This window comes from Gilliamella sp. wkB112 (assembly GCF_001690685.1).
GTDB lineage: Bacteria > Pseudomonadota > Gammaproteobacteria > Enterobacterales > Orbaceae > Gilliamella > Gilliamella apicola_J.
Genome location: NZ_LZGL01000017.1, coordinates 171,214 through 186,116, shown reverse-complemented (window position 1 = coordinate 186,116; position 14,903 = coordinate 171,214). Strand labels below are relative to the sequence as shown.

The window sequence follows — 14,903 nt, the reverse complement described above, 5'->3', positions numbered from 1 at the left end:
ATAAGGTAATACTTAGATTAAGCTACGGATGTTTAGGATATTTAAAGTAGTTAATCTTTTTAGCTAGTAGTCTTTAGTAGTTTATTATCACCATAATTTGGGTAAAATCTCCTTATAGCCGTTAATAAATCCTGATTATGAGCACTAGCAACTAGAAGGATTTTTTGCCATTTTAGCTGTTTAGCATGACTAAAAATTCGTTCACTGGTTACGATTAAATTAACTTGGCGTTTATGTGCAATTTGGCAATAAGTTTCCAGTTGTAAAAGGTTTTCAATACTAGTAACAATTATGATTTGTTTATCAATATTATTAGCTAAAATATTATTAGAATATGTAATTGGCTGGCGGCGGTAACATTCAATTAATTTAACTTTAGCTTGTTGTAGAGTTAGGCTTTCCATTAATAATTGTCGTCCGGTATTACCACGCAAAATTAATATATTATGATTTTTTAATGATTCATGTGCCAGTAATTGTAATAAGCCTTCACTATTTTCTTGCTCAGGGTAACTGATACTTTGTTTAGTTAATTGACCAAAAAGTTTGGCTGATTTTTCACCAATTGCAAAATAACGAACGTGTTTGGGTAAAGATAGATTAGCTAGGTTATTTTTAATGATATAGGTAATTTGTGGCGATGAAATGATAACGATATCTAATGGTAACAGTTGATTGAGTTGTTGTTGTAAATTGACCAAATCATTACCGGCAGTTATATCAAACAAAGGTAAATGTATCGCGGGGAAGTTAGCTTGGTTAAGTTGGGTAGTTAGGACTTCACCTTCAGGAGAAGGCCTAGTTACTATAATCATTCGCCTTGTAATTCCTGTAATATTTCATCGGCACCTTGTTCAAGAAGTCGTTTTGCCAGTTGTTTGCCTAACTCTTCGGCTGGTATTCCTGAACTTTGTAGTTTTACTTGAGTAATTTTAGACCCATCAATGCGACCAACTAAACCATGTATAGTTAATACTTCGTTAGTTAATTTTGCATAACAAGCAATAGGAACTTGGCAACCACCTTGTAACGCTTCATTCATTGCTCTTTCTGCTTTAATGCAGGTGCGACTATTTGGATCTTCAAGTGGAGCTAATAGATCCATAATTACTTGGTCATTGGCTCGAGTTTCTATGCCGATAGCTCCTTGACCAACTGCAGGTAATATTATGTCCGTATCTATATATTGCTTAATACGGTTATCAAAACCCAAGCGTTTTAAGCCTGCGGTGGCCAAAATAATTGCATCATATTCTCGGTTGTCGAGTTTATTTAGACGCGAACCAACATTGCCGCGTAAATCTTTAATTAAAATATTGGGATATTTTGCCCGTAATTGGCATTGTCTACGTAAACTTGATGTGCCGATGATGGCCCCATATGGCAGGTGTTCTAAACTCTCATATTTGTTGGAAACAAAGGCATCGCGTACATCATCACGATGACAGACAGTGGCTAATATTAATCCTGGTGGTAATTGAGCGGGAACATCTTTGATAGAGTGAACTGCAATATCGGCAACGTTATTTAATAGAGCTTGCTCTAGCTTTTTTACAAACAGACCTTTACCGCCAATTTTTGATAGCGGACTGTCTAACAAGACATCACCTTGAGTCACCATAGGTATTAATTCAACCATTAAATCTTCATGGTTAGCTAATAATCTTTGTTTTACATAATTAGCCTGCCAAAGTGCTAAAGGGCTTTTTCGTGTTGCAATGCGAATTTTCAATCTATTTTCCTACTTTAATACTCAAGCTTAATGACTTTACCTATGTAAGGCTAACTTATTTGTGATGTAATAATTATAAGATTCTACATTATTATTGAATTAATGTTCCTGAAACATTTGTATAAAATGTTTCAGATTGTGTCAATTCAATTATTATAGTTTATCGACAAAACTAACAGCATAGCCAATATAATTAGCTGGTGTTAATAATTTTAAGCGAGTTTTTTCGTGCTCGGGTAAATCTAAAGAATCGATAAACTTTTTAATGTCTTCAGCATTAACACGCTTGCCGCGAGTTAACTCTTTAAGCTTTTCATATGGTTTTTCAATACCGTAACGACGCATAACAGTTTGTATTGGTTCGGCAAGTACTTCCCAGTTACGGTTAAGTTCCTCAAGAAGATATTCTTGATTAACTTCCAATTTATTTAGCCCTTTTAGTGTGGACTGATAAGCTATAATGGCATAGCCAATACCAACACCTAGATTGCGTAATACGGTGGAATCAGTTAAGTCACGTTGGAAGCGCGAAATAGGTAACTTGCTACCTAAGTGATTCATAATTGCATTTGCAATGCCTAAATTGCCTTCTGAATTTTCAAAATCAATTGGATTGACTTTGTGTGGCATAGTTGATGAACCTATTTCACCGGCAATAGTTTTTTGTTTAAAATGATTTAAGGAAATATATCCCCAAACGTCACGATCGAAATCAATCATGATAGTATTAAAACGTGTCACGCAATCAAAATATTCGGCAATATAATCATGAGGTTCAATTTGTGTCGTATACGGATTCCATTGCAAACCTAATGAGCAGACAAATTCTTCACTGAATTGGTGCCAATTAATTTGAGGATAAGCAACTAAATGAGCATTATAATTACCAGTGGCGCCATTAATTTTACCTAGTATTTCGACTGATTGCAGTTGCTTTAATTGGCGTTGTAAACGATAGGCTACATTAGCAAATTCTTTACCAATAGTTGATGGCGTAGCTGGTTGTCCGTGAGTTCTGGCAAGCAACGGTAATTCACGATAGGTTTTAGCTCTTAATGTTATGTTTTCAATAAGTTGGCGCCAATAAGGAATTAAAACTGTTTCTCGGGCAGTTTTTAACATTAATGCATAAGATAAATTATTAATATCTTCAGAGGTGCAAGCAAAATGAATAAACTCATTTATTGCATGTAATTCTTGGTTATTATGGACTTTTTCTTTCAAGAAGTATTCAACCGCTTTGACATCATGATTAGTAGTTTTTTCAATTTCTTTAATCCGTTGAGCATCTTGTTCATTAAATTGTTCAATAATTTGATTAAGGTGATTTATAGCTAAATCACTTAATTTAGGAACCTCTAAAATATCTGCATGAGAGGCTAATTTTTGTAACCAGCGAACTTCAACTAAAACACGGTATTTTAATAAACCATATTCGCTAAAAATTGAACGTAATTCTGTAGTTTTATCACCATAACGGCCATCAATAGGCGAGAGGGCAGTGAGTGCAGATAATTCCATCGGTTTAACTCCGTTGTTATTTTTAATATATATTTAGAAATATACCAATTAATTGATGTTATCAATCTCTAGTAGTAATTCTTGAGCAGCTTTACAAATTCGTTTGCGTGAAAATAAAAGTTGTATGCGACTACCACCGACTTGATACCATAATATCGCTGAGCGAATACAACCCAAAAGTGCGGTTCTGACTTTTGCTTGAACCAAAGAATTTTGTAAAAATTCAGCTTTACCAACTACTTTAATTTTAGTTGCTAAAGGGCTTATAATATCAGAATAGATTCCTGCAAGTGAGTACGAAAGATCATCAATATGTGCTTGTATTGTTTCATCACTCATATCAGTATAAAGCCTGGATATACGGGTTAAGCGCTGATCTATCTTAGTTAATGCTTCGGTATTTTTGATTAGTTTGCTGGTAATACTTAAGGAGCCAAATAGATAACGAATTAACTCTATTTGTTCTTTTTGCCCTGAAGAAAGTAGTTGTATCAACGCTTTTAAGCCAGTTCTGAGGTTGTTCAATCCTCCAAATACATCTACCGTCGTTTTAGGAGAAGTTTGAAAAACACTATTTATTGATTGTTCATATAAGGTAGCACTGCAAACCCCCGTATTGGCAAGTTGGGGGATTAATATTGTGCTTTGTGCTACTCCGGCAAGGGCGATAGCAATATGATGATATTTAGTGTTCATGCAAATGCTCCTTACTATCTATAATCCTGTTTGCAATAATACCACCACCTAAGCACACTTCACCTTGGTAAAAAACCGCCGATTGTCCAGGAGTTACAGCTGCAACAGGATTAGCAAAAACTACTTCAATTTCATCTTCTGCTAAAGGGTTAACCTGACAGTTTATATCCTGTTGACGGTAACGGGTTTTAACTGTACAACTAAATGGTTGAGTCACTACTTGCCGATTTACCCAATGTAATTGCTGGGCAATTAAACCATCTGAAAAAAGTGCAGGGTGGTCATGGCCTTGGGCTACAATTAATTCGTTATTTTTAATATCCTTATCGACTACATACCATGGAGTATCTTCGGCCTGTTTTAGTCCGCCAATCCCAAGTCCTTTACGTTGTCCTAATGTGTGGTACATAAGTCCATGATGTTGACCTATTATCTCACCATCAACAGTGCGAATATTGCCAACTTGAGCTGGTAAATAACGAGCTAAAAAGTCACTAAACTTACGCTCACCAATAAAACAGATCCCAGTAGAATCTTTTTTGGCAGCAGTTGCTAAACCAAGTTGCTCGGCAATTTTACGGACTTGCGGTTTTTCTAACTCACCAACCGGGAATAAGCTTTGACGAATTTGGTCTTCACTCAAGGTGTATAAAAAATAACTTTGATCTTTATTGTTATCAATACCACGTAATAATTCGATTTTGTTATTGGCTTCCCGTTTACGCACATAATGACCTGTAGCAATATAGTCAGCACCAAGATCTTGGGCTGCATATTCTAAAAAGGCTTTAAATTTGATCTCTTTATTACATAAAATATCAGGGTTGGGCGTTCGACCTGCTTTGTATTCAGATAAAAAATGTTCAAATACATTATCCCAATATTCGGCAGCAAAATTAATGGTATGTAGCTTAATATTTAATTTATCACATACAGCTTGAGCGTCGGCTAAATCTACAGCTGCTGAGCAATATTCATCAGTATCATCCTCTTCCCAGTTTTTCATAAATAAGCCAACAACATCATAACCTTGTTGTTGTAATAAATAAGCTGAAACGGAGGAATCAACACCACCAGACATTCCGACAACGACTTTTTTGATTGTATTTGGGTTCGACATAATAACAAGAAAATAAACTGAAATTTGATGATTAATTTTAACATAACTAGACTAAAATGCCTAAAGTTATGCCCGTTACAATGAAAAAGTAATGAACAAATTATATTAAAACGTATAGCTCACCTGAAACATTTTTACGATTTTCGGGGATGATATTCCAATTATAAGCGTGGAAAAAAACGAAATAGTTAATAATAACTTCATCGAAGTTTATAAGCAAAGTTATTATTAACTATAAAGTGAACAAAATTTATTAATTAAGTTTTTTTAGTACATAAACGACATGGCCAATAATTTCAAAGTCTTGTGGTGCATTTTTATCCACAATAATACTTGGGTATTTAGCATTGTCACAAAGTAATGCTAAGCTACAACCTTGATTTTGAATGCGTTTAACACTGATTTGGTCATCATATTGGACTGCATAAAGATAACCATCAAGTGGTTTGCAATGTGTTTTATTAATAATAAGAATGTCATTATTCGATATGGTTGATTCCATACTATCCCCTTTAGCCCATATCGCAATTAAGTCATCGGCATTAAACCCATGGTGTTTGATGAGGCTAATATCAAAAGGGATTGATTCAATTGTAGCAACTGATTGAGCTGTTGCATTTAATTGATGAAATGGGATGTGTATAGCACCTCTAATTTCGGTTTCCGGAATTAATCGACACTCACCTTTACCTGTAGCTAACCATTCTACTGGTACATCACATTTTTGAGCAATGATAGCTAATCGATTTAAAGAAGGGTAGGTTTTCCCTGATAAATAGTCACGAATCACTGCTTCAGACATGCCTATCTTTTTAGCAAAAGCATTACCTGATAAACCTTCTAAGACTAACGTTAATCTACTTTTAAAGTTAATTACTCCAGTATGAACAAGAATACTCTTTTTTTCTTGATCGCTGAGCGTTTTTTCTTTGCTTTCCTTCATTTTTAATTCCATTTCAAGTTATATTTTTATTATTTTCGTTTTAATTCGCGTTTTTATGTGTTATTCTTTGTGGGTGTTTTTATACCATATTAGTGTTGTAAGACCGATAATCTTTTCAATATTAAAAGAATAAACTTATAGAGGATCTCATAATGAGCGAACAAGATCAAGACTGGACACCATCAAGAGTCGTTGGTGAAATTAAAATTAGAGGGGGAAATTTGCGAGCATTATCACGTTCAAGCGGATTACAAGCTGATACTTTAAGAAATGCACTCTACCGCCATTGTCCAAAATACGAAAGAATTATTTCCGAATATTTACAAGTTCCGGTAGAGCAAATTTGGCCTACTCGTTACGCTAAAAAGAATAAAAAGTAGTATTGTTTTAAATGAAATCAACTAAAACAATATGATAAATAAAGACGCCCAAGTTGGCGTCTTCTGTTTATTTATGTTTGGCTTTTTCAGCAGCTTTAACAATGACGGCAAAGGCATCAGCTTTTAGTGAGGCACCGCCAACTAAAGCTCCGTCAATATCTGGCTGGGTAAATAATTCAGCAGCATTTTTATCGTTAACTGAACCACCATACTGAATAATAACTTGTTCAGCAACTTTGGCATCTTTTTTAGCTATATGGTCACGAATGAATTTATGCACCGCTTGTGCTTGGGCTGGAGTTGCAGATTTACCGGTTCCAATTGCCCAGATTGGTTCATAAGCAATAACCGCACCATTGAATGCTTGTACGCCTAATGCATTAATTACGGCATCGATCTGACGTGCACATACTGCTTGAGTTTGACCTGCTTCATTTTCAGCTTCTGATTCACCAATACAAAGTACCGGAATTAAACCAGCTTCTTTTAATACGGCGAATTTTTTAGCAATTAATTCATCTGATTCTTTATGATAAGTACGACGTTCTGAGTGACCAATGATGACGTGAGTAACCCCAACTTCTTTCAACATTGTAGCTGAGTTTTCACCAGTGAAAGCACCAGAAAGATTAACATCAACATCTTGTGCACCTAAGAAAATATTAGAACCCCCTAATTGATGTTTTACAAAGTCCAAATAGACAACTGGTGGCGCAATTGCAATATCACATCCAGCATCAGTTGATAATGCATTTCTTAACCCTGCAACTAGGTCTTTTGCCATATCGATACTACCATTGAGTTTCCAGTTACCCATAACGAGTGGTTTACGCATAATTTTCTCCAACTTAAGGTTTAAATAGGTATAGATTTTAGAATGAATTGGTTATAATAGTAAACATTATATACCAAATAATTTGAACTAGAGGAAAATATGTCTTTAGAAATTTTGAATCAATTAGAAAATCGAATTCAACATACTGTAAATACCATTAAAACACTACAGCAAGAAATTGCTACTTTGAAACAAGGTAATCAAGAATTAGAACAATTAATTAATGATAGTTCTGATGAAATGAAAGCACTACGTGATGAAAATGAAAAATTGAAACAAGATCAACAGGTATGGCAACAAAGAATTCAAACTTTATTAAGTAAGATTGGTGAAATTACCCAATAAACTATTTAAATTAATTTTTAACGCGGCTTAGGTCGCGTTTATTTTGTATTTTATCAATAGCAATTGAAGATTAGTCTTATGCGTGAAGAGTTAAAATCATTATGGCTCACTGAAACTATCCACTTGATTGAAAAAGAGTCGGGGCGTTTTGCTGATCAAGACATAAATCGCCAAGTTAGAGCCACGCAAACTTCCTTGACTAATCGTATTGTTATGCGGGCGACGTTATTAGCCAAACAAACTGGTTTGTTATCAGCGCAAAAAATATTATTAAATGCAGTCAAACTCTCTTTTATCTTATTACTTTTACTCTCCGTTTTTTTAGGTGCAACTTTAGCTGTTGGTGCATTAAGTCAAGATCCGGTAAATTTATACTGGGCACTGTTTAGTTTGCTGGGTGTGCATCTTGTTACCTTAATAATTTGGTTGCTATCTTTATTTATGTTTGCCAATCTTGGTGGCAGTATTTTGGTGTATTGTTGGCTTTGGTTAGCTAAAAAGTTTTCGCAAAAAAAAACAGTGCATCAACTTATTCCGGCATTTAATGAACTGTTTGGTAACCATATTCGTTGGCTCATTGGTTTGGTATTAAATTTATTCTGGACGGTGATATTAAGTTCGGCATTATTGGTATTGTTAGCACTATTTTCCACGCAGCATTATAGTTTTGAATGGAAAACTACTTTATTAAGTTCCGATGCAATTATTGATTTAACCCATTACTTAGGTTTAATTCCAGCCAAATTAGGTTTTGCCATACCTCAAGATGATGTTATTCGGCTAAGTGATCAGGCATTAAATTCGGGTGAAATTCGATCTTCCTGGGCGGTTTGGTTATTAGGGGTTTTTGTAGTTTATGGTTTGAGTATTCGTTTTATTTGTATGCTCATCTGCGGATTTAATTGGTGGTTAAGTTGTCGACGAATTAAATTAGATGTTAATCAAGCGGATTATCAGCTGTTAGCTAATCATTTACAACCGTTATTAGTGAATATTGAAGATGCCGATCAGCACCAAAAGTTCAACCACTGGCGTTCACAGATTTCTTTTATAGAAGAAGGCAAGGGTGCATATTTGGTTGCAGTTGATATTCCAGAAAATTGGCGCCCACCAGATGCTGTCACATTTTTAGGATTTTTAAATAGCCGTGAGCAACGGCAAAAAATTTTAGATTTGCTGCAATTAACTCCAGCTAAAAAATTATTAATAGCGATTGATACCGATCGATCTCCTGATCGAGGTATACTTAATTTTTTAAATCAATTAATGAATAAATCACAGCAAAATCGGGTATGGTTTATTAACCAAGGAAAGCAATTTAACAACTGGCAAGAATTATCGTTACAATTGGCTACTCCAGCATGGTTAACTGAGGAACTGTAATATGTTAACAACATTAAAATTAGCAGTGATTGGTCATGCAAACGTAGGTAAAACGTCATTATTGCGTGCATTAATTCGTAATAGTCATTTTGGTTCTGTTTCCGATAAACCTGGTACTACTAGACAAGTAGAATCAATTACTTTTCCTTTAGAGCATAATAAAAACATAATTTTTTATGATACCCCAGGGTTGGAAGATAGTTTATCTCTATATGATTATATTAATCAATTGGTTTCAACGAACAATAAACTTGATGGTATTGATAAATTAACGATTTTTTTACAAAGTCCAGAAGCACAGAATTTGTTTGATCAGGAAGCCAAAGTTATTAGGCAATTGATTAATAGTGATGCTGCAATCTATGTGATTGACGTCAGGGAGCCAATTCTGGCTAAGTATCATGACGAGTTAGCTATTTTAGCCTATAGTGATAAACCCATAGTTGCGGTATTGAATTTTACTGTCAACGAAGAACAAAATGAAAAGGAATGGAAAAGATTGCTTTCACGTGTGGGAATACATGCTATCATACGTTTTGATGCTATCTTCCCTCCACTAGATGGTGAAGAAAGGTTGTATCAAACTCTAGCTTTATTGGTTGAACCGGCAAAAGCAATACTTGATGATTGGTTGACTAAAATATCAGAATTACGAAATTCACGTAATCAAACCGCTAATCGGATTATTGCCGAAACCTTAGTTGATGTAGCCGCTTATTACCAAATGGCAAAACTTGATGATAAACAAGTTATCATCAATATGCAAAATAAAGTTAGAGAGCGGGAGCAAAAAGCAATAAATGAATTATTACGGCTTTATCAATTTGACTCAGCACACGAAAACGAAGAAAATTTACCTTTAATTAAAGGGCGTTATAAAGCTGACCTGTTTAATGTAGAATCATTAAAAACGATGGGAATGCATTTAACTAAAGGTTTTGTATCGGGTGCAACTATTGGAGCAAGTATTGATTTAGCTGTTGGTGGTACCACGCTGGGCTCGGCTGCATTAATTGGTGCAGCTGTGGGTAGTTTAATGCAAACAGCGAAACATTATGGTTCTAGAATGCGGTATAAGCTTTCTGGATATAGTAAATTAAGCGTTGATGATGTTATTATTTGTTTTCTTTCTTTACGATTAATATATCTCAAAGAAAGTTTAAATCATCGCAGCCATGCGAACTCTGGCCCCATTAAGTTATCCAAACTTGATAAAAGTGAATGGGAAAAGGGTAAGTTACCTACAAGTCTAAAGGTAGCAAGAGGTCATTCGCATTGGTCGACTTTAAATAAAGGAACAAAAAGGCATGACAAAAGAAGACAATCGACTATTAGGAAGCTTTCTGAGCAACTTTATTAGTGTGAAAAAGCGTTTTTTAATAACCACATTGATCTTTTCCCTCTTTATGTTATTTGGTTGTAGTAGTAGCGAAGGGCAATTATCTACTAAAAATTCTAAACCAGATCCATTCATGTTGGCTAAAATTGATTCCCATTACAAAAAATGGCAGAAAACACCTTATCGTTATGGTGGTTCAACTTTAGCAGGTAGTGATTGTTCAGGGTTAGTAATGAATTTTTTCCGTAGTAAATTAGCTAAAACATTACCAAGAAGTACTGCTGCACAAGCACAGTTAGGTTATAAAGTTAGTCAACCAAAAGCAGGTGATTTAGTCTTTTTCAAGACGGGGCGTGGTGGTAATGGTTTACATGTTGGTATTTATTATGCTGATGGTAAATTCTTACATGCTTCAACCTCTAAAGGTGTGATGTATTCTAATTTAAATGAAGATTATTGGAAGAAGCATTATTGGATGACGCGACGTCTGACGGATAGCTAGTAGCTTACAAATTTAACAAATATTACTCTCTAGATTTACATAATTTAGAGAGTTTTTCATATTCCTACCTTTATATAATTATCTTTCTGTATAGCTTTGTTTTCTCTTAATCTTTGCATTAAATTAGCAACATAAAGCATTTTGCTATGTGTACCTAGTGAAATTCGGCATCAACTAGTTTTCAGGGCAAAATCCTTACCAATTAACACATAATTTTGTTGCATCAATTCTCGATATTTTTTCAACGTTACAGGCGTTTTATGGAATATAAAGTTAGTTTCTGATTTTAAATATTGTAATCCTAATTCTGATAATACTTGTTCCATTATAATGTGAGAAACCTTAATAGTTTTTTAGAATAAGTAAAAATTTTGATCGTTTTAAGGGCGATAAAAAACCAGTTTTTATTTGATAAGTGAATAAAAACTGGTTGTTAGCGTTTTATAATTAATACGTATAGTTATATTATTAACTATCCGCTGGTGTTTCAATATCAGCGAAGGTGGCTAATAGCTGTAACAACTTGTATTTTGAATTGACCATCTTAGTTGAACGTTCATGTAAAGTATTGGCGATGGTCGGCTCAAGAGTTTCTAAACGACGGAATCGTTGTTCTTTAAGTAATATGCTAGATAGCGCTTCACTATTAGGTGATTTAGAATCTAGCACTAAACCAGGTTTTCCTTCTAGCATCCTCCTTGGATCATAACGATAAATAGGCCAGAATCCTGATTTAACTAAATCTTTCATTTGTTCATGTGATTTAGATAGGTCATACCCATGTTCTTCACAAGGACTATAAGCGATAACTAAGGAAGGTCCATCATAGGCTTCGGCTTCTTGTAGTGCTTTTAGGGTTTGATTAAGTTGTGAACCAAGAGCCACTTGAGCTACATAAACATGACCATACATCATCATGCTGACACCTAAATCTTTACGGGCTTTATGCTTACCTAAATCTGCAAATTTAGTAACCGCACCCATTGGAGTTGCTTTAGATTGTTGCCCACCAGTATTGGAATAACATTGGGTATCTAAAACTAAAATATTCACATTATGGGTTAAACTCAAGACATGATCTAAACCACCAAAGCCAATATCGTAGGCCCAACCATCTCCACCAATGGCCCAAACAGATTTATCAATAAGATAATCTGCATCAAGCATTAGTTCTTTAGCTTCCGGTGAACTTAAGTGTTCTAATTGCTGACGTAATGATACTAATTGGCTACGTTTTTCTTCAATTGTTACTTCAGGTGATTGTAAAGCAATAACGATTTCCGGAGAAATTTCTGCTGCTACAAGTTCCAGTAATCGTAGAACACGTTGTTTATGTTGATTGTAGGTAATGCGATAACCTAATGCAAATTCAGCATTATCTTCAAATAATGAGTTAGCCCAAGCAGGACCACGACCATTACGATCTGTGGTATAAGGTGTTGAAGGTAGATTACCTCCATAAATTGATGAACAACCTGTTGCATTAGCAATCGCTAAATGGTCACCATAAAGTTGGGTTAATAGTTTGATATATGGAGTTTCACCACAACCAGCACAAGCACCAGAAAATTCAAATAAAGGTGTTAACAGTTGTGATGTTCGGATATCAATACGTTCAATTGTTTTGATATCACGATCAGGTAACTGCATAAAGTAATCAAAGTTGTTTCGCTGAGTATCAAGATTGTTGAGACGCGATTGCATGTTAATTGCTTTGATATCGAAGTTATTACGATCGCGTGATGGACAAACTTCAACACATAAATTACAACCAGTACAATCTTCAGGGACAACTTGAAGTACATAACGTTGGCCTTTCATATCTCGAGCTTTTACTTCTAACGAACTCAATGATTCAGGCGCATTGACCATATCCTCAGGAGTAACTACTTTAGCACGAATAGCTGCATGTGGGCAGGCAACCACACAGTGATTACATTGCGTACAAAGTTCTGGCTTCCAAATTGGAATTTCCTCGGCAATATTGCGTTTTTCCCATTTTGTTGTACCTGTAGGCCAAGTACCATCAGGCGGAAACGCCGATACTGGCAGACTATCACCTAAACCAGCCAACATAGCCCCAGTAACCATTTTAACAAAATCTGGCGCATTATAAGGTACTATAGGAGGTCTGGATGGACTACTTTGATCAACACAACTGAGTGGAATTTGCTCAAGCGACGTAACGGCTAAATCTAGTGCTTTCCAGTTATTTTCGACTATGTCTTGCCCTTTACTGCTGTAACTTTTAGCGATGACTTCTTTTAATTGACCAATACTAAAATCATTTTTGAATATTTCAGAAAGATGGAAAAATGCAGCTTGCATGACGGTATTGATTCTAGCACCTAGATTACATTCGCGAGCGATTTTAGCTGCATTGATTATGTAAAAATGAGCACGTTTCTTAATTAGTTGTACTTGAACTTCTTTTGGTAATCGGTGCCAAATTTCATCCTTACTATAAGGCGTATTGAGTAAGAAAATACCATCGTCTTTAAGTTTTTCAACCATTTGGTATTTATCAATAAACTGATCTTGATGACAACCGATAAAATGAGCGCTGGTAATTAAGTAAGCGGAATCTATTGGATCTAAACTTACTCTAAGGTGAGAAGTGGTTAATCCTCCAGCTTTTTTGGAGTCATAAACAAAGTATCCTTGCACATAGAAAGGGGAACCATCACCAATAATCTTAATATTATTTTTAGTTGCAGAAACGGTACCATCACTACCCAATCCATAAAATAGCGCTTCAAGTGCAGATTTTTGGGGAATAGATTTTTCCGGTAATGGTAAAGATAGGCCAGTAATATCATCATAAATACCAACCGTAAACCGTGGTCGTGGTGAAGGTAAAGCTAATTCTGTGAAAATAGCCAGTACGCAACGAGGATCAAACTCTTTAGAAGATAAGCCATAACGACCACCAATAATTAGTGGCATATGAGCTCGTTCACCATGTGAAAAACTTTCAGCAAACGCTGTCATCACATCTAAATACAGTGGTTCTGCTTGTGCTCCGGGCTCTTTAGTTCGATCAAGTACCGCAATTTTTTTAACGGTTTGGGGAATAACCGTCAATAAATGCTTAGCAGAAAAAGGGCGAAATAACCTAACTACTACCACACCCACTTTTTCGTCTTGTTGTAATAGGATATCTACTACTTCTTTTGTGGTACCGGCACCAGAACCCATAATGATAATAATACGTTCGGCATCAATAGCACCATGGAATTCAAATGGTTGATATTTTCTACCAGTTTCTTTTTCAAAGGCAACCATTGCATCAACAACATGTTGGTAAGCATTGTTATAATAGGGATTAATCGCTTCCCGACATTGAAAAAAAGTATCTGGATTGGCAGAGGTACCTCTAATAACAGGTTTGTCAGGTGTTAATGCTCGGGCTCGTAATGCGGTAATAGCATCATGAGGTAACAGATTGTGGATCTCATCATCACTAATTGGATAGATTTTATTAACCTCATGTGAGGTTCTGAAACCATCAAAAAAATGAATAAATGGTATACGGCTATTCAAAGTAGCGATTTGTGAGATTAAAGCTAAATCTTGTGCTTCTTGAACTGAGCTAGAGCAAAGCATGGCAAATCCTGTTTGTCTAACCGCCATTACATCCGAGTGATCACCAAAAATAGATAATGCGTGTGTAGCAACTGTTCGTGCTGCTACATGTAATACAAAAGGCGTTAATTCTCCAGCTATTTTATACAGTGAAGGGATCATCAACAATAAGCCTTGTGATGAAGTAAAGGAGGTGGCCATTGCCCCCGTCATTAATGAACCATGAACAGTTGCAATAGCGCCAGCTTCCGATTGCATTTCAACAACTTTTGGTATGTCACCAAATACATTAGGTTTGTTAAATTCAGCCCATGTGCTAGCCTGCTCGGCCATGGGGGAGCTAGGGGTAATTGGATATATAGCAATGACTTCGTTTGCACGATAAGCAACGGATGAGACCGCACTATTAGCATCTGATATGATCATTAAAAAAACCTTGTATTTTATAGTGTTACGACATTACTCACTTTCTTATAATTGGCGTTATTGTACCAGAAAGTTAGATAGCTTTTAGTTATTTTT

General features: G+C 35.4%; 13 protein-coding genes. 5 read left to right on the top strand and 8 right to left on the bottom strand.

Features of this window, described 5'->3' with window-relative positions:
* Positions 1-59 precede the first annotated feature (59 nt).
* The 6 genes from A9G12_RS07570 to A9G12_RS07545 all read right to left on the bottom strand — a co-directional run bounded on the left by A9G12_RS07570 (position 60) and on the right by A9G12_RS07545 (position 6,012).
* Entirely contained in the window at positions 60-815 is a 756-nt protein-coding gene (locus A9G12_RS07570) for a uroporphyrinogen-III synthase (RefSeq protein ID WP_065565241.1), read from the bottom strand.
* On the bottom strand, positions 812-1,732 hold the full coding sequence (hemC, locus tag A9G12_RS07565; RefSeq protein WP_065565240.1) for a hydroxymethylbilane synthase: 921 nt from the start codon (positions 1,730-1,732) through the stop codon (positions 812-814). Before hemC ends, A9G12_RS07570 begins: the two co-directional genes overlap by 4 nt.
* Positions 1,733-1,885: 153 nt before the next feature.
* A complete protein-coding gene (gene purB / locus A9G12_RS07560) occupies positions 1,886-3,253 on the bottom strand; it encodes an adenylosuccinate lyase (RefSeq protein WP_065565239.1) in 1,368 nt (455 codons plus the stop codon).
* Between the two features lie 48 nt (positions 3,254-3,301).
* Complete coding sequence (gene hflD / locus A9G12_RS07555; protein ID WP_065565238.1) at positions 3,302-3,949, bottom strand: high frequency lysogenization protein HflD; 648 nt, start codon at positions 3,947-3,949, stop codon at positions 3,302-3,304.
* On the bottom strand, positions 3,939-5,069 hold the full coding sequence (mnmA, locus tag A9G12_RS07550) for a tRNA 2-thiouridine(34) synthase MnmA (RefSeq protein WP_065565237.1): 1,131 nt from the start codon (positions 5,067-5,069) through the stop codon (positions 3,939-3,941). The genes hflD and mnmA overlap by 11 nt, the downstream gene beginning before the upstream one ends.
* Positions 5,070-5,322: 253 nt before the next feature.
* Entirely contained in the window at positions 5,323-6,012 is a 690-nt protein-coding gene (locus A9G12_RS07545; RefSeq protein WP_065565236.1) for a LexA family transcriptional regulator, read from the bottom strand.
* A 152-nt stretch (positions 6,013-6,164) separates the two neighbouring features.
* Here A9G12_RS07545 and A9G12_RS07540 point away from each other — a divergent pair, with 152 nt between their 5' ends.
* Positions 6,165-6,392: a helix-turn-helix domain-containing protein gene (locus A9G12_RS07540; protein ID WP_065556156.1), complete on the top strand. Its 228-nt coding sequence runs from the start codon at positions 6,165-6,167 to the stop codon at positions 6,390-6,392.
* Between the two features lie 67 nt (positions 6,393-6,459).
* On the opposite strand, the gene tpiA is transcribed toward A9G12_RS07540, so the two are convergent.
* The gene (gene tpiA / locus A9G12_RS07535; protein ID WP_065565235.1) at positions 6,460-7,227 is read right to left on the bottom strand and encodes a triose-phosphate isomerase; all 768 of its coding nucleotides are present in this window, start codon (positions 7,225-7,227) and stop codon (positions 6,460-6,462) included.
* Between the two features lie 99 nt (positions 7,228-7,326).
* Between tpiA and zapB the strand changes: the two genes are divergently transcribed.
* The 4 genes from zapB to A9G12_RS07515 all read left to right on the top strand — a co-directional run bounded on the left by zapB (position 7,327) and on the right by A9G12_RS07515 (position 10,796).
* Positions 7,327-7,572, top strand: coding sequence for a cell division protein ZapB (gene zapB / locus A9G12_RS07530; RefSeq protein WP_065565234.1), 246 nt, complete (start codon positions 7,327-7,329; stop codon positions 7,570-7,572).
* Between the two features lie 78 nt (positions 7,573-7,650).
* The gene (locus A9G12_RS07525) at positions 7,651-8,955 is read left to right on the top strand and encodes a DUF2868 domain-containing protein (protein ID WP_065565233.1); all 1,305 of its coding nucleotides are present in this window, start codon (positions 7,651-7,653) and stop codon (positions 8,953-8,955) included.
* Position 8,956: 1 nt separating this feature from the next.
* Positions 8,957-10,315 carry a DUF3482 domain-containing protein gene (locus tag A9G12_RS07520; RefSeq protein WP_065565232.1) on the top strand — a complete coding sequence of 453 codons (1,359 nt, stop codon included), beginning with the start codon at positions 8,957-8,959 and terminating at the stop codon, positions 10,313-10,315.
* Positions 10,263-10,796, top strand: coding sequence for a C40 family peptidase (locus A9G12_RS07515; RefSeq protein ID WP_141674122.1), 534 nt, complete (start codon positions 10,263-10,265; stop codon positions 10,794-10,796). Before A9G12_RS07520 ends, A9G12_RS07515 begins: the two co-directional genes overlap by 53 nt.
* A gap of 468 nt (positions 10,797-11,264) precedes the next feature.
* On the opposite strand, the gene nifJ is transcribed toward A9G12_RS07515, so the two are convergent.
* Positions 11,265-14,807, bottom strand: a complete 3,543-nt coding sequence (gene nifJ, locus A9G12_RS07510) for a pyruvate:ferredoxin (flavodoxin) oxidoreductase (protein WP_065565230.1) — start codon at positions 14,805-14,807, stop codon at positions 11,265-11,267.
* Positions 14,808-14,903 lie beyond the last annotated feature (96 nt).